This is a genomic window from Enterobacter sp. N5-15 (assembly GCF_057221635.1).
In genome coordinates this window covers 1030599-1052562 of record NZ_CM170150.1, presented here as the reverse complement: position 1 = coordinate 1052562, position 21964 = coordinate 1030599, and the positions used below count along the sequence as shown (strand labels likewise).

The 21964-nt window shown below is 57.7% G+C and carries 20 protein-coding genes and 1 pseudogene; 7 read left to right on the top strand and 14 right to left on the bottom strand.

Translation table 11 applies throughout. The annotated features are described in order from the left end of the window. Positions 1–22 precede the first annotated feature (22 nt). The gene (gene dxs / locus AC2TE5_RS04870) at positions 23–1885 is read left to right on the top strand and encodes a 1-deoxy-D-xylulose-5-phosphate synthase (protein ID WP_213328824.1); all 1863 of its coding nucleotides are present in this window, start codon (positions 23–25) and stop codon (positions 1883–1885) included. Between the two features lie 64 nt (positions 1886–1949). After that, positions 1950–2924, top strand: a complete 975-nt coding sequence (locus tag AC2TE5_RS04865) for an aldo/keto reductase (RefSeq protein ID WP_213328825.1) — start codon at positions 1950–1952, stop codon at positions 2922–2924. A gap of 61 nt (positions 2925–2985) precedes the next feature. Here AC2TE5_RS04865 and thiL read toward each other — a convergent pair whose 3' ends face one another. The 5 genes from thiL to nrdR all read right to left on the bottom strand — a co-directional run bounded on the left by thiL (position 2986) and on the right by nrdR (position 6591). Beyond that, positions 2986–3957, bottom strand: a complete 972-nt coding sequence (gene thiL, locus AC2TE5_RS04860; RefSeq protein ID WP_213328826.1) for a thiamine-phosphate kinase — start codon at positions 3955–3957, stop codon at positions 2986–2988. A 77-nt stretch (positions 3958–4034) separates the two neighbouring features. Continuing rightward, the gene (gene nusB, locus AC2TE5_RS04855; RefSeq protein ID WP_006809908.1) at positions 4035–4454 is read right to left on the bottom strand and encodes a transcription antitermination factor NusB; all 420 of its coding nucleotides are present in this window, start codon (positions 4452–4454) and stop codon (positions 4035–4037) included. 21 nt (positions 4455–4475) lie between these two features. Next, the gene (gene ribH / locus AC2TE5_RS04850) at positions 4476–4946 is read right to left on the bottom strand and encodes a 6,7-dimethyl-8-ribityllumazine synthase (RefSeq protein WP_006176874.1); all 471 of its coding nucleotides are present in this window, start codon (positions 4944–4946) and stop codon (positions 4476–4478) included. An 87-nt stretch (positions 4947–5033) separates the two neighbouring features. Then, positions 5034–6137, bottom strand: a complete 1104-nt coding sequence (gene ribD, locus AC2TE5_RS04845) for a bifunctional diaminohydroxyphosphoribosylaminopyrimidine deaminase/5-amino-6-(5-phosphoribosylamino)uracil reductase RibD (RefSeq protein WP_484612757.1) — start codon at positions 6135–6137, stop codon at positions 5034–5036. Between the two features lie 4 nt (positions 6138–6141). Then, positions 6142–6591, bottom strand: a complete 450-nt coding sequence (gene nrdR, locus AC2TE5_RS04840) for a transcriptional regulator NrdR (protein ID WP_008503337.1) — start codon at positions 6589–6591, stop codon at positions 6142–6144. Positions 6592–6743: 152 nt separating this feature from the next. Between nrdR and AC2TE5_RS04835 the strand changes: the two genes are divergently transcribed. The 3 genes and pseudogenes from AC2TE5_RS04835 to AC2TE5_RS04825 all read left to right on the top strand — a co-directional run bounded on the left by AC2TE5_RS04835 (position 6744) and on the right by AC2TE5_RS04825 (position 9790). Continuing rightward, the gene (locus tag AC2TE5_RS04835; RefSeq protein WP_484612756.1) at positions 6744–7283 is read left to right on the top strand and encodes a SadB/YajI family lipoprotein; all 540 of its coding nucleotides are present in this window, start codon (positions 6744–6746) and stop codon (positions 7281–7283) included. A gap of 267 nt (positions 7284–7550) precedes the next feature. Next, positions 7551–8429 carry a nucleoside-specific channel-forming protein Tsx gene (locus AC2TE5_RS04830; RefSeq protein ID WP_121425666.1) on the top strand — a complete coding sequence of 293 codons (879 nt, stop codon included), beginning with the start codon at positions 7551–7553 and terminating at the stop codon, positions 8427–8429. Positions 8430–8567: 138 nt separating this feature from the next. Continuing rightward, positions 8568–9790 (top strand): annotated as a pseudogene (locus AC2TE5_RS04825) (IS481 family transposase). 49 nt (positions 9791–9839) lie between these two features. Here AC2TE5_RS04825 and AC2TE5_RS04820 read toward each other — a convergent pair. The 7 genes from AC2TE5_RS04820 to queA all read right to left on the bottom strand — a co-directional run bounded on the left by AC2TE5_RS04820 (position 9840) and on the right by queA (position 16506). Next, positions 9840–10520, bottom strand: a complete 681-nt coding sequence (locus AC2TE5_RS04820; RefSeq protein ID WP_039263922.1) for a helix-turn-helix transcriptional regulator — start codon at positions 10518–10520, stop codon at positions 9840–9842. Between the two features lie 14 nt (positions 10521–10534). After that, positions 10535–10900 carry a VOC family protein gene (locus tag AC2TE5_RS04815; RefSeq protein ID WP_033144761.1) on the bottom strand — a complete coding sequence of 122 codons (366 nt, stop codon included), beginning with the start codon at positions 10898–10900 and terminating at the stop codon, positions 10535–10537. A gap of 142 nt (positions 10901–11042) precedes the next feature. After that, entirely contained in the window at positions 11043–12014 is a 972-nt protein-coding gene (gene secF, locus AC2TE5_RS04810) for a protein translocase subunit SecF (protein ID WP_484612755.1), read from the bottom strand. A gap of 10 nt (positions 12015–12024) precedes the next feature. After that, on the bottom strand, positions 12025–13872 hold the full coding sequence (secD, locus tag AC2TE5_RS04805) for a protein translocase subunit SecD (RefSeq protein WP_072250572.1): 1848 nt from the start codon (positions 13870–13872) through the stop codon (positions 12025–12027). Between the two features lie 27 nt (positions 13873–13899). Beyond that, entirely contained in the window at positions 13900–14232 is a 333-nt protein-coding gene (gene yajC, locus AC2TE5_RS04800; protein ID WP_042320789.1) for a preprotein translocase subunit YajC, read from the bottom strand. A 22-nt stretch (positions 14233–14254) separates the two neighbouring features. Beyond that, a complete protein-coding gene (tgt, locus tag AC2TE5_RS04795) occupies positions 14255–15382 on the bottom strand; it encodes a tRNA guanosine(34) transglycosylase Tgt (protein ID WP_003859110.1) in 1128 nt (375 codons plus the stop codon). A gap of 53 nt (positions 15383–15435) precedes the next feature. Next, positions 15436–16506, bottom strand: a complete 1071-nt coding sequence (gene queA / locus AC2TE5_RS04790) for a tRNA preQ1(34) S-adenosylmethionine ribosyltransferase-isomerase QueA (RefSeq protein ID WP_032646148.1) — start codon at positions 16504–16506, stop codon at positions 15436–15438. A gap of 92 nt (positions 16507–16598) precedes the next feature. Between queA and acpH the strand changes: the two genes are divergently transcribed. Both acpH and AC2TE5_RS04780 read left to right on the top strand, forming a co-directional pair. Then, positions 16599–17180, top strand: a complete 582-nt coding sequence (gene acpH / locus AC2TE5_RS04785) for an ACP phosphodiesterase (RefSeq protein WP_484612754.1) — start codon at positions 16599–16601, stop codon at positions 17178–17180. A 127-nt stretch (positions 17181–17307) separates the two neighbouring features. Next, entirely contained in the window at positions 17308–17910 is a 603-nt protein-coding gene (locus tag AC2TE5_RS04780; protein WP_014168840.1) for a peroxiredoxin, read from the top strand. Between the two features lie 43 nt (positions 17911–17953). On the opposite strand, the gene AC2TE5_RS04775 is transcribed toward AC2TE5_RS04780, so the two are convergent. Further along, complete coding sequence (locus AC2TE5_RS04775; protein WP_484612753.1) at positions 17954–19339, bottom strand: DUF3999 domain-containing protein; 1386 nt, start codon at positions 19337–19339, stop codon at positions 17954–17956. Continuing rightward, positions 19336–21951: a DUF2339 domain-containing protein gene (locus AC2TE5_RS04770; RefSeq protein ID WP_484612752.1), complete on the bottom strand. Its 2616-nt coding sequence runs from the start codon at positions 21949–21951 to the stop codon at positions 19336–19338. Before AC2TE5_RS04770 ends, AC2TE5_RS04775 begins: the two co-directional genes overlap by 4 nt. Positions 21952–21964: the final 13 nt, after the last annotated feature.

The window sequence follows — 21964 nt, the reverse complement described above, 5'->3', positions numbered from 1 at the left end:
TATATATCTCGATGAGCCTTTGATGAGTTTTGATATTGCCAAATACCCGACACTGGCGTTAGTTGACTCCACCCAGGAGTTACGTCTGCTGCCGAAAGAGAGCCTGCCGAAGCTGTGCGACGAGCTGCGTCGCTACCTGCTCGACAGCGTTAGCCGCTCCAGCGGCCATTTCGCCTCCGGGCTTGGCACGGTTGAGCTGACCGTGGCGCTGCATTACGTCTATAACACGCCGTTCGATCAGCTCATCTGGGACGTGGGCCACCAGGCTTATCCGCACAAAATTCTGACCGGACGTCGCGATAAAATTGGCACCATTCGCCAGAAAGGCGGCCTGCACCCGTTCCCGTGGCGCGGTGAGAGCGAGTACGACGTGCTGAGCGTCGGCCACTCCTCTACCTCCATTTCAGCGGGCATCGGTATTGCCGTTGCCGCCGAAAAAGAGAACAAGCAGCGCCGCACCGTCTGCGTGATTGGCGACGGTGCCATCACCGCAGGGATGGCCTTCGAAGCCATGAACCACGCGGGCGATATCAAGCCGGACATGCTGGTTATCCTTAACGATAACGAAATGTCGATCTCCGAGAACGTCGGCGCGCTGAACAACCATCTGGCCCAGCTGCTCTCCGGCAAGCTTTACTCCTCACTGCGTGAAGGCGGCAAGAAAGTCTTCTCCGGCGTACCGCCGATTAAAGAGCTGCTCAAGCGTACCGAAGAACACATCAAAGGCATGGTCGTGCCGGGCACCCTGTTTGAAGAGCTGGGCTTTAACTATATTGGCCCGGTTGACGGCCATGACGTGCTGGGTCTGGTGACCACGCTCAAGAACATGCGCGACCTGAAAGGCCCGCAGTTCCTGCACATCATGACCAAAAAAGGGCGTGGCTACGAACCGGCGGAAAAAGATCCGATCACCTTCCACGCGGTACCGAAATTTGACCCGTCCAGCGGCTGTCTGCCAAAAAGCAGCGGCGGCATGCCGAGCTATTCAAAAATCTTCGGCGACTGGCTGTGCGAAACCGCAGCGAAAGACAACAAGCTGATGGCGGTGACACCTGCCATGCGTGAAGGCTCCGGCATGGTGGATTTCTCCAGAAAATACCCTGACCAGTATTTTGACGTTGCCATTGCCGAGCAGCATGCGGTGACGTTTGCAGCGGGCCTGGCAATTGGCGGCTACAAGCCGGTTGTCGCTATCTATTCCACCTTCCTGCAGCGCGCCTACGATCAGGTGATCCACGACGTGGCGATTCAGAAGCTGCCTGTACTGTTTGCTATCGATCGTGCAGGCATCGTCGGTGCCGACGGCCAGACGCACCAGGGCGCGTTTGACCTGTCGTTCCTGCGCTGTATTCCGGATATGGTTGTCATGACGCCAAGCGACGAGAACGAATGTCGTCAGATGCTGTTTACCGGCTACCACTATCAGGATGGCCCAAGCGCCGTTCGCTACCCGCGCGGCAATGCGGTAGGCGTTGAGCTCCAGCCGCTGGAAAAACTGCCGATCGGTAAAGGTCTGGTGAAGCGTCGCGGTGAAAAAGTGGCGATCCTCAACTTCGGCACGCTGATGCCAGAGGCGGCGAAAGCGGCTGAAGCGCTGAATGCCACCCTGGTGGACATGCGCTTTGTGAAGCCGCTCGACGACGCTCTGATCCTGAGTATGGCTGAGACGCATGACGTGCTGGTCACGCTGGAAGAAAACGCCATCATGGGCGGCGCGGGCAGCGGCGTGAACGAGGTACTGATGGCAAATCGTAAAGCCGTGCCGGTGCTGAACCTCGGCCTGCCGGATCATTTCATTCCTCAGGGTACCCAGGATGAAGCCCGTGCGGCTATTGGCCTGGACGCCGCCGGTATCGAAGCCAAAATCCGCGCCTGGCTGGACTGACCCCTTCCCCCCTTTCCGCTCCTGCTATGCTTAAACCTGGTGTTTAAACAGCAGGAGCGGAACCGTGCAATACACAACATTAGGAAAAACGGACCTTAAGGTTTCCCGACTTTGTCTGGGATGCATGACCTTTGGCGAGCCCGACCGGGGTAATCACGCCTGGACGCTGCCGGAAGAGAGCAGTCGTCCAATCATCAAACGCGCCATCGAGGGCGGCATTAACTTCTTTGACACCGCCAACAGCTACTCCGACGGCAGCAGCGAAGAGATTGTCGGCCGCGCCCTGCGCGATTTTGCCCGTCGTGATGACATCGTCGTCGCCACCAAGGTCTACTATCCGGTGGGCGACCTGGCTGAGGGCCTTTCGCGCGCGCAGATCATGCGCTCCATTGATGACAGCCTCAGACGCCTGAACATGGATTACGTCGACCTGCTGCAGATTCACCGCTGGGATTACAACACGCCAGTCGAGGAGACGCTTGAAGCACTGAACGACGTGGTCAAAGCCGGTAAAGCACGCTACATCGGCGCGTCGTCTATGCACGCGTCGCAGTTTGCCCAGGCGCTGGATCTCCAGGCGCAGCACGGCTGGGCGCGCTTTGTCACCATGCAGGATCACTACAATCTGATCTATCGTGAAGAAGAGCGCGAGATGCTGCCGCTGTGCCATCAGGAGGGTGTGGCGGTGATCCCGTGGAGCCCGCTGGCGCGCGGCCGCCTGACCCGCCCGTGGGGGGAAACCACGGCTCGCCTGGTATCGGATGAAGTGGGAAAAAATCTTTATTCCGGTACAGAAGCCAGCGATGCGTTGATTGCCGAACGCTTAGCCGGAATTGCCGACGATACCGGTGCCACCCGCGCCCAGGTAGCGCTGGCGTGGCTGCTGGGCAAGCGCGGGGTCGCGTCGCCGATTATTGGAACGTCGCGGGAAGAACAGCTGGATGAGCTGCTGAATGCGGTAGATATCACGCTGACGCCGGAGCAGGTTGCCGAGCTGGAGACGCCGTATCAGCAGCATCCGGTAGTGGGGTTCAAGTAAGCCCTACCCACGTAGGCCGGGTAAGGCGAAGCCGCCACCCGGCAATACAGAGCGCACAAACTCACGCGAAGTGATCGTACCCTTTCCAGTCCAGCGTAACGGGCACACCGTCTTTCACAAACTTCAGCCCTTCGCTCTCCGGCATAATCTGACCGATGCAGGTAAATTTCGCGCCGAGATGCGCTAACGCCACGTCTAGCGTTCCACGGTTGAGCTCAGGCACCGTGAAGCACAGTTCGTAGTCTTCACCGCCGGAGAGCGCCCAACGCAGGGCCTGCTCAGGTTCAACATGGCGAAGCAGCTGCTCAGACAGCGGGAAGAGATCCAGGTCAACGCGCGCACCCACGCCGCTGGCCTTCAGGATATGGCCGAGATCGGAGATGAGACCGTCAGAGAGATCGATAGCCGAGCTTGCCCGCTCGCGCAGCGCCTGGCCGTGCAAAATACGCGGCGTTGGCCTCAGGTGGCGTTTCACCAGATACGCCGCATCGTCAGCATCTTCAACCGTTAAACGGTCCTGAAGGATCGCCAGCCCAGCCGCGCTGTCGCCCGGCGTACCGGTCACGTAGATCCAGTCGCCGGGTTTTGCGCCTGAGCGCTTCAGCGCGCGGCCAAGCGGCACGTAGCCGTGGATCGCCAGCGTCATCGACAGCGGCCCGGCAGTGGTATCACCGCCAATCAGCTGCATATCGTAATAATTCAGCTGTTCAAACAGCGCGTCGCTAAAAGCTTCCAGCCAGGCTTCATCCACCTCTGGCAGAGTCAGGGCCAGCGTCAGCCACGCGGGATCGGCGCCCATCGCCGCCAGATCGCTGACGTTAACCGCCAGCGCTTTATACGCCAGATCGGCAGGATCGATATCCGGTAAGAAATGACGTCCGCACACCAGGGTGTCGGTGCTGATTGCCAGCGTCTGTTTTTCGGGAATATTGAGAAGTGCACAGTCATCGCCAATGCCGGTTTCAACATCAAGACGAGAGGTTCTGACACGGTCGAAATAACGGGCAATCAGGGAGAATTCGCCGCATGCCATACGTTATGCCTCAGCAAATAAAAGAAAAAACCGGAGCCGCACTGCCCGTCAGGCAATGCAGGACTCCGGTTTGCGGATCACTTTTTGTGGGGACGGATCGCAGGTGCTGCTTTATCAAGTACGCCGTTTACAAACTTGTGGCTATCTTCAGCGCCGAAGGTTTTCGCCAGTTCGATCGCTTCGTTGATGGCCACTTTGTACGGCACATCATCACGTTTAGACAGCTCAAACAGCGCGATACGCAACACTGCTTTTTCTACCTGGCCCAGCTCTTCGAGCAGACGGGACAGGTAAGGCTTCATCAGACCATCGAGATACGCGCTATTAGTCGCCACTCCCGACAGCAGTTCACGGAAGTACAGAACGTCAACGTCTTTCACGTCCTGTTCTGACAGGAACTGGTATTCAACATCAGCGATGTCGTTCTGGGACAACTGCCAGGAGTAAAGTGCCTGGACGGCACATTCACGGGCGCGGCGACGAGCAGCAGGTTTCACGGAATTCCCCTTACAAAAAAATCAGGCCTTGATGGCTTTCAATACATTGATCATTTCAAGCGCGGTCAGTGCAGCTTCTGCACCTTTGTTACCGGCTTTGGTGCCAGCACGTTCGATGGCTTGTTCAATACTTTCGGTGGTCAGCACGCCGAACGCGACAGGAATTTCAGCATCCTGCGCAACGTGTGCCAGACCGTTGCTTGCACCGCCCGCAACGTATTCGAAGTGCGCAGTGCCGCCACGAATAACGGTACCCAGCGCAATCACCGCGTCGTATTTACCGGTTTTCGCCAGCGCGCCCGCCGCCAGTGGCAGTTCGTAAGCGCCTGGAACCCAAACAACGGTAATGTTGTCATCTTTAACCTGGCCGATGCGTTTCAGGGCGTCAATCGCACCTTCCAGCAGGCTGTCGTTGATGAAGTTGTTGAAACGCGCAATGGTGATGGCGACGCGAGCGTCCGGGGTAGCTACAGCAGCTTCAATAATGTTCATACTCTTCCTTTACGGGTTCATTTGGCCCCGCAGGGGGGCGGATTTTATCATAATACTTTGCGCACTGCTTCCCTATTTCAGGAGCAATTACGCTGTCGTTAAGTGGAGGCAGACATCCGGACCTACCGGACGAATCTCGCTAAATTTGAGTTGCGGTGCGTCGGCCAGTTTTTCAAGGCCGGGCAGCACAAACAGGCCGCGCGCGTCGTGACCTAACAGTTTAGGCGCAACGTAAACAATCAGTTCATCCACCAGTCCGGCCTGTAAGAGCGCACCGGCGAGCGTTGGCCCGGCTTCGACCCAGAGGCTGTTCACCTGCTGCTTGCCGAGCAGCATCATCAGCACAACCAGATCCAGATGACCGTTATGCTCCGGCACCATAATGCTGCGCACGCCTTCCGGCCATTCGCGCGTATCTTCTTTAGTGCGGGCAATCCAGGTTTCACCGGGCTGCTGGACGATGCGGTGCTCCGGCGTCACCCGGTTGTGGCTATCAATGACAATACGCAGCGGCTGACGCAGGTTCTCCTGCGGGTAAAGCGCCTGGGTATCGGCATTCAGTTCGTCCCAGCGCACGGTCATGGCCGGATCGTCAGCCAGAACGGTTTCACTGCTGGTGAGGATAGCATGGCTTTGCGCGCGCAGACGTTGCACATCGCGCCTTGCCTGCGGCGAGGTTACCCACTGGCTTTCGCCGTTTGCCATCGCCGTACGACCGTCCAGCGAGGCACCCAGCTTGAGCTGAATATACGGGAACCCCGTGCGCATGCGCTTCAGAAAGCCTTTGTTGATCGCTTCCGCGTCCTGCATCATCAGCCCATGGCTGACGTCAATGCCTTCCTGCTGCAGGCGATACAGGCCGCGTCCCGCCACCTGCGGATTCGGGTCCTGCATCGATGCGACCACGCGTGAAACGCCTGCCGCGATCAGCGCTTCGCAGCACGGCGGCGTGCGCCCGTGATGGCTGCAGGGCTCCAGCGTGACGTAGGCTGTGGCACCGCGCGCCTTCTCACCGGCCATGCGCAGCGCATGAACCTCGGCATGCGGCTCACCGGCACGATAGTGAAACCCCTCCCCCACGATCTCGCCATCTTTAACGATAACGCACCCGACGTTCGGGTTGGGATGGGTAGTAAAACGACCGCGCTGCGCCAGCTTCATGGCTCTCGCCATGTAAATCTCATCCTGCATGAGCTTAATCCTGTAAGCGGGCGATCTCTTCGCCAAACTCTTTGATGTCTTCGAAGCTGCGGTAGACCGAGGCGAAGCGGATATAGGCGACCTTATCGAGCTTTTTCAGCTGCTCCATCACCAGGTTGCCGATCATTTTGCTCGGCACTTCACGCTCGCCCAAACCACGAAGGTAAGATTTTATGTGGTTTAACGCCATCTCAACGTCGTCCGCGCTGACGGGACGTTTCTCGAGGGCCTTCAGCATCCCGCTGCGCAGTTTCTCTTCGTTAAACGGCTCGCGCACGTCGTTACTTTTTACCACGCGCGGCATTACCAGCTCTGCAACCTCAAAGGTCGTGAAACGCTCGTTGCACACCAGACACTGCCGACGACGGCGTACGGATGACCCTTCGCCCACAAGACGAGAGTCGATGACTTTGGTATCCACAGCGGAGCAGAATGGGCAATGCATACGGTATCCCTGTTATCCGGTTAACTGATTTTCATTTTACCCTGATCTGGCCTGACAACAAAGGAAGAGCTTTTTGAGACAAAGGATCTATGTCTGACACGATGATGATGGCTACCATTAGGACGATCCGTTATTTCAAGGAAATAAACGCAATGACAAGACGTTACCTGAAAATTTTGCTGGTGGGGAGCCTCTTCACCCTTAGCGCCTGTGCACAGCAAACCGAAGTCCGCCAGATGAAACAGAGCGTGAATACGCTCAATACGGCGCTGGACAAACTGAATAAAGAAACGGTGAAGATCACCCAGCAAAACGCGCTGAATGCCAAATCCAGCAGCGGGGTTTATCTCCTGCCGGGAGCGAATACGCCCGCGCGGCTCAATAGCCAGATTGGCACGCTGAAAATGTCACTGGTGAACGTGGCGGCGAATGCAAATGGTACTCGCGCAACATTACGCATTCAGGGCGAGTCCAACGATCCGTTGCCAGCTTTCAGCGGCACCGTCGAATGGGGGCAGATCCAGGGCACCACTGAGAGCTACCAGGAGGTGAATGTTAACAGTCAGCTGTTCACCGCACCGGCCAGCGTGCTGGCTCCAAGCGATGTTGACATTCCGCTGCAGCTTAACGGACTCACTCCGGATCAGTTAGGTTTCATCCGCATTCACGATATCCAGCCCGCCGCGCAGTAACCCCTCTTTTAGCGGAGTGCAATGTCACTCCGCTAACATTTACATTTCGTATGGATTGGCAACATAAATGATTGCCGCTACAATCCCGGCCGTTTAAAGTACGCAAACGTGAACGCAATCGATTACGCATGTGAGAGATATGTGAAACAACACATATTTTTGTGAGCAAGGATTCCTATAATAGGCTCCGCAGAAACACGAAATATTTTGATACGCAAATCGCGCATTTTTCACTCCCGGAAGGGAATTTCAATCAGTGGCATGATTATGAAAAAAACATTACTCGCAGCTGGCGCTGTACTGGCACTCTCCTCCTCTTTCACTGTTAACGCAGCGGAAAACGATAAACCACAATACCTCTCCGACTGGTGGCACCAGAGCGTTAACGTGGTTGGCAGCTACCACACCCGTTTCGGACCTCAGATCCGCAACGATACCTACCTGGAGTACGAAGCATTCGCCAAGAAAGACTGGTTTGATTTCTATGGCTATATGGATGCCCCGGTCTTCTTTGGTGGTAACTCTCAGGCAAAAGGTATCTGGAACCACGGTTCTCCTCTGTTCATGGAGATCGAGCCGCGCTTCTCCATCGACAAGCTGACCGGTACCGACCTGAGCTTCGGTCCGTTCAAAGAGTGGTACTTCGCGAACAACTATATCTACGACATGGGCCGCAACGAGTCCGGTCGTCAGAGCACCTGGTATATGGGTCTGGGTACGGACATCGACACTGGCCTGCCAATGAGCCTGTCCATGAACGTCTATGCTAAATACCAGTGGCAGAACTATGGTGCTGAAAACCAGAATGAGTGGGACGGCTATCGTTTCAAAGTGAAATACTTTGTGCCAATCACTCAGCTGTGGGGCGGTAACCTGAGCTACATCGGCTTCACCAACTTCGACTGGGGTTCAGATCTGGGCGATAAGAGCGGTTACGCTGAAAACGGCATCAAGCAGCGTACCAACAATTCCATCGCTTCCAGCCACATTCTGGCGCTGAACTACGATCACTGGCACTACTCTGTAGTGGCACGTTACTGGCACAACGGCGGCCAGTGGAACGACGACGCGAAACTGGTGTGGATGAACGAAAACGTCCGCTCTACCGGCTGGGGTGGTTACCTGGTTGTGGGTTATAACTTCTAATCAGTGCGGGACAGTGCGGGCTGATGCCCTCACCCTGACCCTCTCCCACTGTACGGTCCGGGGACATAGTGAACACTTGTTCGGGGACATGGTAGACACTTACAACTAAGGCATAAGAACCCGTTTATGGAGTCGCTTATGCCCTGGGATGCGAGAGATACCATGTCATTACGTACCGAGTTTGTTTTGTTCGCCTCGCAGGACGGGGCGAACATTCGTTCCCTCTGCCGTCACTACGGTATTTCACCTGCCACAGGCTACAAGTGGCTTCGCCGCTGGGCTCAGGAAGGTGCCGCCGGCCTTCAGGACCGCCCGCGCATACCGCACCATTCCCCGAACCGCTCATCTGACGACATCACAGCCCTGCTGCGCATGGCGCATGACCGCCATGAGCGCTGGGGCGCACGCAAGATAAAGCGCTGGCTCGAGGACCAGGGGCACCGCATGCCCGCCTTCAGCACCGTCCATAGCCTGATGGCCCGCCATGGTCTGCTGCCGGGCGCTTCACCGGGCATTCCCCCCACGGGACGGTTCGAACATGACGCGCCGAACCGCCTCTGGCAGATGGATTTTAAGGGCCACTTTCCCTTTGGCGGCGGCCGCTGCCATCCGCTCACCCTGCTGGACGACCACTCCCGTTTTTCCCTGTGCCTGGCGCACTGTACCGATGAACGGCGCGAGACCGTGCAGCAGCAGCTGGTCAGCGTGTTTGAGCGTTACGGCCTGCCGGACCGGATGACGATGGACAACGGCTCACCGTGGGGCGACACCACCGGCACCTGGACGGCGCTGGAGCTGTGGCTGATGCGCCACGGTATCCGGGTGGGGCACTCCCGGCCTTATCATCCGCAGACGCAGGGCAAGCTGGAGCGTTTTCACCGCAGCCTGAAGGCGGAAGTACTGCAGGGAAAATGGTTCGCAGACAGCGGTGAGCTGCAGCGCGCCTTCGACCACTGGCGGACGGTCTATAACCTTGAACGCCCGCACGAGGCGCTGGATATGGCGGTACCGGGCTCGCGGTATCAGCCGTCAGCGCGGCAGTACAGCTGCACCACAACGCCCCCGGAATACGACGAGGGCGTGATGGTCAGGAAGGTGGATATCAGCGGAAAGCTGAGCGTGAAAGGGGTAAGTCTGAAGGCAGGCAAGGCGTTCAGGGGAGAACGGGTCGGGCTGAAGGAGATGCAGGAAGACGGCAGCTACGAGGTGTGGTGGTACAGCACGAAAGTGGGGGTGATCGACCTGAAGAAAAAGTCGATCACCATGGGTAAAGGATGATAAAAAGTGTTCACCATGTCCCCGAACACCTGTCTACCATGTCCCCGGACTGTACACCCACAGGGAGAGGGAACAAACACTAAAAACGGCAACACACGTTGCCGTTTTGCTTTTACCTCGCCGCCCGGCTTTTTACTGCTTAACCTTCCGCAAAAAATCTGCCAGAGACCTGTCCGCACTCTCGCTAAACCGCCTCTCCGTCTGCACAATATTGAGGCATCGGTCGAGCCGGAAACAGCGATAGTCATCGCGCCGTTCGCACCAGGCCGCCAGCAGCCAGCGCTCCCCCCAGAAGAACAAGCCCAGCGGCTGAACCTCGCGCTTTGAGAGCTGCCCGGCTTCATCACGGTAATGCAGCGCCAGCACGCGCTGGGCGGAAATCGCCTGATGGATCCTGTCAAAATCGCTGCGGGAGTGGCTTTGCATGCAAAAATCCGGGGCGTAGATCCGCGTCTGCTCCGCCTTCCGACGACTCTCCTCGGGCAGGATAGCCAGCACCTTCTCCTGAGCCGACTCCAGCTCGCGCGACAGCGATTCCCCTCCCCAGGTTTTGAGCAGGCGAATCGCGACGATCAGCGCCTCTGACTCCTTATTTGTCAGCATCAGCGGCGGCAGGTCAAAACCCGACATTAGCCGATATCCGCTCCCCGCCTCACCTTCCACCGGCACGCCGGAAAGCGACAGGTCGCGGATATCGCGGTAGACCGTGCGCTCGGATACGCCAAGCCGGTCCGCCAGATGCGCTGCCGTTGTCAGACGCCTGCCCCGCAGGATCTGCACAATCTGAAACAAACGGTCAGCGCGTCGGGTCATATCGTATTCCGCTCTCAGGCAGGTTGATGGAGGCCGACGCGGTTACCCTCGCTGTCGGTAAACAATGCGATCGTGCCAATGCCATGCGGCAGTTCCAGCGGGCCAAACACGCACTCGCCGCCGGCAGAGGCGATGCGATCGAGCGTGGCCGCCAGATTGTCAGTATGCAGGTAAATAATAGCGCCCTGCAAAGACGGTGTAACGCCGTCAAATTTTGCCAGCGCCCCGCCGGTATACGGATCCTCATGCGGGAAAACGGCCAGCTCCGCGCAGTCCATTTTCTCGCGACGCAGCGCGAGCTGCATCACTGGCTCATAAAATTTGATGGCGCGATCCATATCCGCGACCGGAATTTCAAACCAGTTAATGACGCTTTTCATACATCCTCCTGACTGTTGTTTGGGTTCAGAAGGAGTCTACGACAGGGCTCCTGACAGCATACTGTCAGGAGTGTTTGTCAGGAGCAGATAAAAAAAATCCCGGTCAACCGACCGGGATTTCGATAACGCGCTAAACGTCGTCTTACGGCAGAATGGACGGCTGATCCGCCCCTTCTTTCTCGACTTTCTGCTGGAGCAGGTGCTCGCGCTTCATGCCGAGTTTCAGTGCCAGTGCGGACGCGACGTAGATAGAAGACGCCGTACCGATGGTGACACCAATCAGCATGGTCAGCGAGAAGCCTTCCAGTACCGGGCCACCGAAGAGATAGAGCATCAGGATAACCATTAAGGTCGTTCCGGATGTGATCAAGGTACGGTGCAGCGTCTGGGTCAACGACACGTTAAAGATTTCGTACGGCGTACCGCGACGGATCTTACGGAAGTTTTCACGAATACGGTCAGATACCACGATACTGTCGTTCAGAGAGTAACCGATAACGGACATCAGGGATGCCACAATCGTCAGGTCAATCTCAATGTGGAACAGCGACAGTACGCCCATGGTGATCACCACGTCGTGCGCAAGAGCGATAACCACACCTGCCGCCAGGCGCCACTCGAAGCGGAAACCGACGTACACCAGGATGGAGATCAGCGCCACCATCAGCGCCATCGCACCGGTTTGCGCCAGATCCGCGCCCACACTCGGGCCAACGAACTCAATACGCTTCACCGCCGCATTCTGGCTGGTCGATTCATTGATGACGTTCAGAACCTTGCTACCCAGCTCCTGGCTGCCGTTGGCATCGTGTACCGGCGGCATACGCACCATGATATCGCGACTGCTGCCGAAGTTTTGCAGCAGCGGCTCTTCAAAGCCCGCTTTCTGCAGCGATTCGCGCATCTGGTCCATATCGATCGGTTTTTCCAGGGAGATTTCAATTACCGTACCACCGGTAAAATCGAGACCCCAGTTAAAGCCTTTCACGCCCATAATGACGATGGACAGAATCAGCAGAAAACCTGAAATGCCAAAGGCCCAGTAGTCCCAGCGCATAAAGTCCCAGACTTTACGGCCGTGGTTTAATTGTTCAACAGTATATTCCTGTACCACAACGCACTCCTCAGATAGACAGCTTTTTGACGCGCTTGCCGCCGTACAGCAGGTTCACGATGGCACGGGTGCCGACAATAGCGGTAAACATCGACGTTGCAACACCGATACCGGTTGTAATCGCAAAGCCTTTGATCGCGCCAGTACCCACTGCATACAGGATAAGAACCTTAATCAGTGTTGTTACGTTCGCATCGAAGATGGAGCTGAACGCCCCTTTGTAGCCTTCTTCAATCGCCTGTTGCACAGAGCGACCGTTGCTCAACTCTTCTTTGATACGTTCGTTTATCAGTACGTTGGCGTCGACCGCCACCGCAAGGGTCAGAACGATACCCGCAATCCCCGGCATGGTCAGCGTCGCGCCCGGCAGCAGGGACATGATGCCGATGATCAGCACCAGGTTAGCCAGCAGAGCGGACGTCGCAATCAGACCAAACTTCTTATAGAAGAAGATCATGAAGAGGATGGAGACAACCAGACCTGCCAGACACGCTTCCAGACCCTGCTGGATGTTTTGCATACCCAGAGTAGGACCAATGGTACGTTCTTCAACAATCTGAATTGGCGCAATCAGCGCACCGGCACGCAGCAGCAGAGAGAGCTGACGCGCTTCATTCGGGTTGTTAATACCGGTAATACGGAAGCTGTTACCCAGACGAGACTGGATATTGGCGATGTTAATCACCTCTTCCTCTTTCACCAGTACCGCACGACCGTTTGCATCTTTCTTACCGCTGTCTTTGTACTCCACGAACAGGGTCGCCATCGGTTTGCCGATGTTGTCCTTGGTGAAGTTGGACATGATGTTACCACCCGCGCTATCGAGCGAGATGTTAACCTGCGGCTGGTTGTATTCGTCCTGGCTGGAAGTGGAGTCGGTGATATGGTCACCGGTCAGGATCACGCGTTTGTACAGCACAACCGGCTGACCTTCGCGGGTCTGTTTCACTTCGGAATCACCCGGAATACGGCCAGCGGCAGCAGCGGACTGATCGACATTAGAGTTAACCAGACGGAATTCCAGAGTCGCGGTTGCACCCAGAATCTCTTTCGCACGCGCAGTGTCCTGGATACCCGGCAGTTCTACCACGATACGGTCAGCACCCTGACGCTGTACCAGCGGCTCAGCCACGCCCAGCTGGTTTACACGGTTACGCAGAATGTTGATGTTCTGCTGAACGGCGTATTCGCGCGCTTCGCTCAGACGTGCATCCGTCATTACCGCACGCAGCTGGTTGCTGCCCTGAGAGGTAATCACCAGATCGCGATGACGCTGAGACAGGTAAGTTACAGCCTGATCGCGTGCCGCGCTGTCGCGGAACGTGATGCTCAAGCCGTAGTTATCTTCTTTACGCACGGTGGTATAGGCGATGCCTTTCTCACGCAGATCGCTGCGCAGGCTGTCGATATTCTGTTCCTGCAGCTTGCCAAGCGCGGTATCCATATCCACTTCCATCAGGAAGTGAACGCCGCCACGCAGGTCAAGACCCAGTTTCATTGGCTCTGCATTCAGAGCAGCCAGCCAACGCGGAGTTGCAGGAGCAAGGTTAAGCGCCACGACGTATTTATCACCCAGCACGCCCATCAGCGCTTCGCGAGCGCGGAGCTGCGTGTCGGTGGTGTCGAAGCGAGCAAGAATAGCGCCCTCTTCCAGTGCCACAGACTTAGCGGTAATTTTTTCTTCTTGTAACGTTTTCTGGACCTGGATCAGCGTTTGCTCACTGGCGGCGACACCGCGCGCGCCAGTGATTTGAACGGCCGGATCCTCACCATACAGGTTGGGAAGCGCGTACAGCAGGCCGACGATAATCACGACGACCAGCATGATGTACTTCCACAAAGGATAACGGTTTAACACGGCAGTTCCCTTTGGGAAAAGTTGGGATTACAGCGCCTTCATGGTGCCTTTCGGCAGAACGGCAGCTACGAAGTCACGTTTGATAACCACTTCAGTGGTGTCATTCAGGGCGATAGCAATGTAGCCGCTTTCCGCTACTTTGGTCACGCGACCCACCAGGCCACCGTTGGTCAGCACTTCATCGCCTTTCGCGATAGAGTTCATCAGGTTTTTGTGCTCTTTGGTGCGCTTCTGCTGTGGACGCAGGATCATGAAGTAGAAGATCAGACCGAACACAACCAGCATCAGAATCAGAGACATCGGGCTGCCCTGAGAAGGCGCGCCAGTTGCTGCTACCGCATCAGAAATAAAAAAGCTCATTCAAATTCCCTCATTTTTAAAATTAATCAACGTTCAAAGGTGGGACATCCCGGCCCTGACGTTGGTAGAAATCGGTCACGAAGCTCTCTAATTTACCCTCTTCGATAGCCTTACGTAAACCAGCCATTAAGCGCTGATAATAACGAAGATTATGAATGGTATTGAGACGCGCGCCCAAAATCTCGTTGCAACGATCGAGATGATGCAGATACGCGCGAGAATAATTGCGACAGGTATAGCAATCGCACTCGGAATCGAGCGGGCTGGTGTCACTCTTATGCTTCGCGTTACGGATTTTCACCACGCCATCGGTAACGAACAAATGGCCGTTACGCGCGTTGCGGGTTGGCATGACGCAGTCGAACATATCAATGCCGCGGCGTACGCCTTCAACCAGATCTTCTGGTTTACCCACGCCCATCAGGTATCGTGGTTTATCCGCCGGGATTTGCGGGCAGACATGCTCCAGAATGCGGTGCATGTCTTCCTTCGGCTCACCCACAGCCAAACCGCCGACAGCGTAGCCATCAAAACCTATCTCTACCAGACCTTTAACAGAGATATCGCGTAAATCTTCGTAAACGCTGCCCTGGATAATGCCGAACAGCGCATTTTTGTTCTGCAGGGAGTCAAAACGGTCACGGCTACGCTTCGCCCAGCGCAGGGACATCTCCATGGAGCGTTTTGCGTAGTCCCAGTCCGCCGGGTACGGCGTACATTCGTCGAAGATCATTACGATGTCAGAGCCAAGGTCGTACTGGATCTCCATCGATTTTTCGGGATCGAGGAAAATCGGATCGCCGTTGATCGGGTTACGGAAGTGTACGCCCTGCTCGGTGATCTTGCGGATATCGCCCAGGCTGAAGACCTGGAAGCCGCCGGAATCGGTCAGGATGGGGCCTTTCCACTGCATGAAATCGTGCAGGTCGCCGTGGAGCTTCATGATCTCCTGACCCGGACGCAGCCACAGGTGGAAGGTGTTGCCGAGGATAATCTGTGCGCCAGTGGCTTCTACTTCTTCCGGCGTCATCCCTTTTACGGTGCCGTACGTGCCCACAGGCATAAACGCGGGGGTTTCCACCACGCCGCGATCAAACACCAGGCGACCGCGACGCGCGCGGCCATCGGTGGTATCGAGTTCAAATTTCATTTTTTCTCCGACGTCAGAAAAACAGTCCAACGTTGTAAAACGGTGCCGCGGACTTATTCCCCGACACGCTCATTCAAAGCCAGCGGATTGTACGTGATAAACATCGCGTCCCCGTAGCTAAAAAAGCGATATTTTTGTTCTACCGCAGACTTGTAGGCGTTCATCGTATGCTGATAACCGGCAAACGCGGACACGAGCATAATCAGCGTGGATTCAGGCAGATGGAAGTTGGTCACCAGCGCGTCAATCACTTTGTACTGATAGCCCGGGTAGATAAAGATCTGCGTATCGCCAAAGAACGGCTCGATAAGATCGTTTTTCGCCGCCTGCGCGGCGCTCTCGAGTGAGCGTACGGACGTCGTACCGACCGCCACGACGCGGCTACCGCGCGCTTTCGCCGCCAGCACCGCGTCCACCACATCCTGAGGCACTTCGGCATACTCAGAGTGCATGATGTGATCTTCAATGCTGTCCACGCGCACCGGCTGGAAGGTCCCCGCGCCGACGTGCAGCGTCACGAAAGCCATCTCCACGCCCTTCGCACGCAGTTTCTCCAGCAGCGGCTCATCAAAATGCAGGCCCGCGGTCGGCGCAGCGACGGCACCCGGCTTCTGGCTGTAGACGGTCTGATACAGCTCGCGGTCGGCCTCTTCGTCCGGGCGCTCAATATACGGCGGCAGCGGCATGTGGCCGATGGCGTTCAGGATATCGAGCACCGTGCGCTCGTCGTCGAACGCCACCTCAAACAGCGCATCGTGGCGCGCGGTCATGGTCGCTTTGATGCTCTCGTCATCGCCCAGCAGCAGCTCAGCGCCCGGCTTCGGCGCCTTAGAAGCGCGAATATGTGCCAGAATACGTTTATCATCGAGCATACGTTCGACCAGCACTTCAATCTTGCCGCCGCTGGCTTTACGGCCAAACAGGCGCGCCGGGATCACGCGGGTATTGTTAAAGACCAGCAGATCGCCAGGGTTGAGCTTGTCGAGCAAATCGGTGAAAGTACCGTGCGTCAGCTCGCCCGTTGGCCCATCCAGTGACAGTAAGCGACAGCTGCTGCGCTCAGGCATGGGATAGTGAGCAATCAGGGATTCAGGTAGTTCAAAGGAGAAATCGGCGACGCGCATGACGTATACTCGTGACTTAAAAACAGGCGGCATAGTCTAGTGCTCACACCCTTTTGCTGCAACAACTAGCCGCCCCCGGACAAATAAAACGCATGAATTTTCTCGCTCACCTGCATCTCGCTCACCTCGCTAACAGCTCCCTGTCCGGCAATTTGCTGGCCGATTTCGTACGCGGCAACCCCGCTGAGGACTATTCCCCTGAGGTTGTCGACGGCATTTTCATGCACCGCCGCATCGACGTGCTGACTGATAAGCTGCCGGAAGTGACGGAAGCCAAAGCGTGGTTTCGCCCTGAAACGCGCCGCGTTGCGCCGATCACGCTCGACGTGATGTGGGACCACTTTCTGTCGCGCCACTGGGAACAGCTGTCGCCGGAGATGCCCTTGCCGGATTTTGTGCGCTATGCCCACCAGCAGGTGTCGATCATTCTGCCCGACTCGCCGCCGCGCTTTGTGAATCTGAATAACTACCTGTGGTCGGAACGCTGGCTGGAACGCTATCGCGAGATGGACTTCATCCAGAACGTGCTGAACGGGATGGCAAGCCGTCGCCCGCGGCTGGATGCGCTGCGCGACTCCTGGTATGACCTGGATGAACATTACGACGCGCTGGAAGCCCGATTCTGGCAGTTTTACCCGCGCATGATGACCCAAGCGAAAAGTAAACAACTCTGACAGATTTCTCATTGATAGGTAAAAGCTGGCGGAACGATTGTCACCACCTCTTTGTCTTATCCATGAACACTCTCTATACTGGCTCGCGTTGCGTTCCAAATAACCTTAGTATCTACAGGAGAATCATATGGTTCTGGTAACTCGTCCGGCTCCGGATTTTACAGCTGCAGCAGTTCTGGGCAACGGTGAAATCGTTGAAAACTTCAACTTCAAACAGCACACCAACGGTAAAGCGACCGTTCTGTTCTTCTGGCCAATGGACTTCACTTTCGTTTGCCCGTCTGAGCTGATCGCATTCGACAAACGTTATGAAGAATTCCAGAAGCGTGGCGTAGAAGTTGTTGGCGTCTCCTTCGACTCTGAATTTGTACACAACGCATGGCGTAACACCCCTGTCGACAAAGGCGGCATCGGTGCGGTGAAATACGCAATGGTTGCGGACATCAAACGCGAAATCCAGCAGGCTTACGGTATCGAACATCCGGACGCTGGCGTTGCGCTGCGTGGTTCCTTCCTGATCGACGCAAACGGCATCGTTCGTCACCAGGTTGTGAACGATCTGCCGCTGGGTCGTAACATCGACGAAATGCTGCGCATGGTTGACGCGCTGCAGTTCCACGAAGAGCACGGCGAAGTGTGCCCGGCTCAGTGGGAAAAAGGTAAAGAAGGCATGAACGCGTCTCCGGACGGCGTGGCTAAATACCTGTCTGAGAACGTATCCAGCCTGTAATCGGCACGGTTTACGAAAAAGGCCCGCTTATGCGGGCCTTTTTTTATGCCTTACGCTGCGTCTCTCGCCAGATGCGCCAGGCCATGCCCGCCAGCAGAATCACGCCCGCAATCAGCACGCCCCATACCAGCAGCGTGTTCATCCTGCTCTCCCGTTCGGCCGCAGAGGTAGCGGTCAGACGCCCCTCGCCGCCTAATGCGACATTATCCAGAATGTCGGCCTGCGGCAGGTTTGCCACATCATAGGTCTTGCGCAGGTCGGCTGGGATCAGCATGCCTGGCTCCACGCTGGCAGGCTTTGCGGCGCCGTTGCCCCAGGCGAGCACATACGGCGCTTTCCCCTGCGCGTTGAACACCAGATCGTAGCGGTCGCGATGTCCCGTGACGCTCGGCAGGTATTCTGGCAGACGCGCATTCAGCGTCGTGATTTTCACGGCCTGCACCAGGCCCCCGTTAAGCGAAACCGGTGGCGACGTTTTTCCCTCAAGACGGTAAAGGACCTCTTTCTTCAGGGGGTGCCATGCGTCTTTTACCGTACTCCGCCACGCTATCTCCACGGGAAGGACGCCGTCGCCATTTAGCGAGATGCTGACAGCACTCAGCGGCTGCGGGCGCGCCCAGTGCCACTGCGCTTCGCTTGCCGATAGCTGCTCCCCTTCCCCCTCAAGATCGACCGCTTCCGGGGCCGCCTGGGCAGGTGCGCTGATTGCGTTTACGCCGGTCAAGGTTATCCCCTGGCTCTGCGCGTTCAGCACCACCATGAGATAGCGATTCGCATCGGGAGATAAAACCGTATCGGTATCGATCCGATCGAGCTTAAGACGATCCTGGCCGCTGACGACGTCCAGCACGGGCATATCCTCGCGCAGGGTATACCAGCGCTTAAGATCCTCGCTGTAATAGACCGACGCCGTTCCCTGCCACGGCGTCTGAGGGGTATTCCAGAGCAGCTGCAGCTGGGATATGGCCATCTCCCCCGTCGCCTGCTCCGGCAGGGTCAGCAGATAATGTTGCCCGGCTGCGGCGGCTTTTTGCCCCTCCAGCACAATCTCAACGCCGTTTCGGGAACGAAGCAGGATCTTATCGCTGTCACCGGATCCTTGCGAAGCCGCAAGCGACGAGGCGTCCAGCGGGAAGAGGCGCAGCGCAGTGGATTGTACTGGCGCCTGCGGACGCGTCGCGCTGACCAGGCTGAAGGGAACCGGCTCGCCCGACTGGTTAAAGACGCGGACATCATGCAGATCCGGAGACGTGCTTTGCTCATAGACGGCGAGCGGCAGCATCACCCGATACCACTGGGAAGGAACAGACGTATCGAGTGAAAGACCAAAAGCATAGTCCCGGGGCGATTCCGCTTGTCCCTCGTCGCAAAACGCCGGGCCGGAAAGCGCCAGCAGCGCGGTACAGGCTACCGCTTTCATCCATTTCATTTTTCATCTCCTGTTTTGGGCGGTAGCGGTGAGAAATACCCCACGATCAGAACCAGTATCGCCACGCCGATAAACGCCACCGCGCGCGACAAACCGCCTCCGCCCGCGCTGTCCACCAGCATCAGTTTAACCATCACCACGCCCAGCAGCGCGGCGCCGCAGAGCCACTCCTGCCGGGAAGCCCGACGGGTGGCATGGATCATGACCACCAGCGCGCTCAGCATCCAGAACAGGGCAAAACTGGTCTGGATAAGCCGCGAATCCCACAGCGATGCCATATTCCAGGCCACGTCGCCGTACCAGGCCAGGGTGCGCATCAGCGCGCCGTTCAGCCACCAGAAGCCAAACGCCATAATCGCGACGGCAGGCCACGGTCGGGCCTGCGAGAGCCACGCCGGGTAGTAGCGATCCACAGCCCGATAAAAGACGACCAGCCCCAGCAGCGCGAACGCCGCGCCTTCCTCAAGCGGGTTTACCAGCGGCAGCCAGGTCTGACGATAGACCACGCCGTCCTGGAAATTGGTCACCACCAGCAATACCAGCAGCGCCACGACCGCGGGGATCGGTGCCAGGCAGGCGTAGAGCGCAGGCCACTCCCGGAACGGCCATCCGCGACGCCGTACGGCCGCAGATAGCCCCATAATTACCCCGCCGCCTGCTGCCATCGCTAAACCGCTGCCCCAGGCCGCCATGCCCCACGGCAACGACCGGGCAAACCAGTAGAGCTCAGCGGCCAGCGCCAGCAAAATCATCCAGAACAGCGACAAATGCAGCCCCATCGCGATGCGCGGCAGGAGTCTTTCACCATCGCGCCGCAACAGCATCAGCGCGGCAGGAAGCGCAACGCACCAGGCCAGATTTGACCAGCCGGCGGCAACGATCTGCTGGTGCCAGAGCTGATACCCCACCATCAGCAGCATAACCGGCCACAGCAGCCATTTGCTGGCATCCAGCTCCCGCCACGCCAGACGAGCAGCCACCTGCCGCCAGCCCCAGACTGATGCCGCCGTCAGCGCCAGCACGCCCGCCAGAATGGGTAATTCCTTCGTCAGCACCAGCCGCGACGCGCCCAATAGCGCCACGAGCCAGAACAGCAGCCCGCCTGCCAGCAGCGCCCAACTGACCGGCAGAAAGAGAGTCCGCCACAGCCGGGCCGCAGCCAGCCAGCAAAGGCTGAGGATGGTGAAGATCAGCAGCAGGCTCAGCGACGTAACGCCGTTCGTTTGCGCCCACAGCGCGCTGCCGAGCGCCAGCACCAGCAGCGCCGTCCCGCTATAGCTCATGCGACGCTGGTTCTGCTGCACGCCCAGCCAGAGGATACCCAGCCCTTCCAGCGCCCAGGCCATCGCCGTCCAGCGCGCCGACAGCGCCAGCGGAATGGCGAGGGTCGCGAACCCGCCGCCGATGGCCAGCGCGGCCAGGACCAGCGGTCTTCCGATGGAGGGATAGCGCCGCAGCGCAAGGAACGCGAGGGTAAGATAAAATGCGCCGTATCCCAGCGCGCTCAGGGCCGGGCCATATTCCCAGTGCCGGGTCATGCCGTACTGCATCCCGAAACCGATCAGCGGCGGAGCAAACAGCAGCACGCCGTCAATAATTTGCTTCCCTTTCTCCTGCGCCCGCAGCGACAGCGCCACGCTCAGGACGCCGAATATCAGCGTATTGGCAATCAGGAACAGCTGGCAGACCCCATAGTCTTCAGGCTGGTAGTCATTCAGCCCCCACAGGCCGCCCACGCCGAACGTAAACAGCAGCCCGAGCAGGTTCAGCTCGCGCCAGTGCTGCCAGATGCTGATAGCGAGAATGCCGATGGAAAGCAGGAGATAGAAAGAGAACAGCGCCACAAAGCTACCGCCCCCGGTAGACAAGAGCAGCGGCGCAAGATACCCACCGAGGCTCGCCAGCATGGCAAGGCTCAGCGCCTTCTGCAGCACCGCCAGCCCGACGCTTGCCGCGCATATCACCACCAGAAGCGCAAAAGCCAGCGTCATCGGCAGCATTTGCCAGAGCCGGAATGCGCCAAACACCGTCAGGTAGAGCACGCCGGTCGCCCCGCCCTGGAGGATTAGCGCATAGACACGCTGCCTGTGCCGCAGCCGCCACCCGACCGCCAGCAGAACGATGGCAAACAGCGCCGTTGCCACCAGGCGCAGCTCAAGCGGGAACAGGGAATGTTCAACGGTATAGCGCAGCAGGAATGAAAGACCGAGGAAGAGCAGCAGGATCCCAAGCTTCGCCAGCGGGTTACCCTGCATAAACCAGCGCACCAGCGACGTCAGTATGCCGCCAAAGGCAGAAGGCTGTTTTGCCGCAGGCACCGGGGCCGGGGCGGGCTCTGCCACGGCAGCGGGAGTATCGGGGCGCCAGGGGTCGACAGGCGCGGGAGCGTCCTCAACCGCAGGCGCGGTCGCAGCCACCGGCGCGGTTGCCTGCACCGGCCCCGGCGCGCTTTCAGGCACGCCGCGCTGCTCAAGCGCCTCAATGCGCTGGCGTAGCCGGGCGATTTCCTGTCGCGCCGCCGTACTTCGATTAAAGCCTATAACCGCAAGCACGGGTGCCACCACCAGCGCAAAAACCAGGAACAAACAGCCAAGGATGTAAAGCTCGTCCATGTTTCCACCTTCA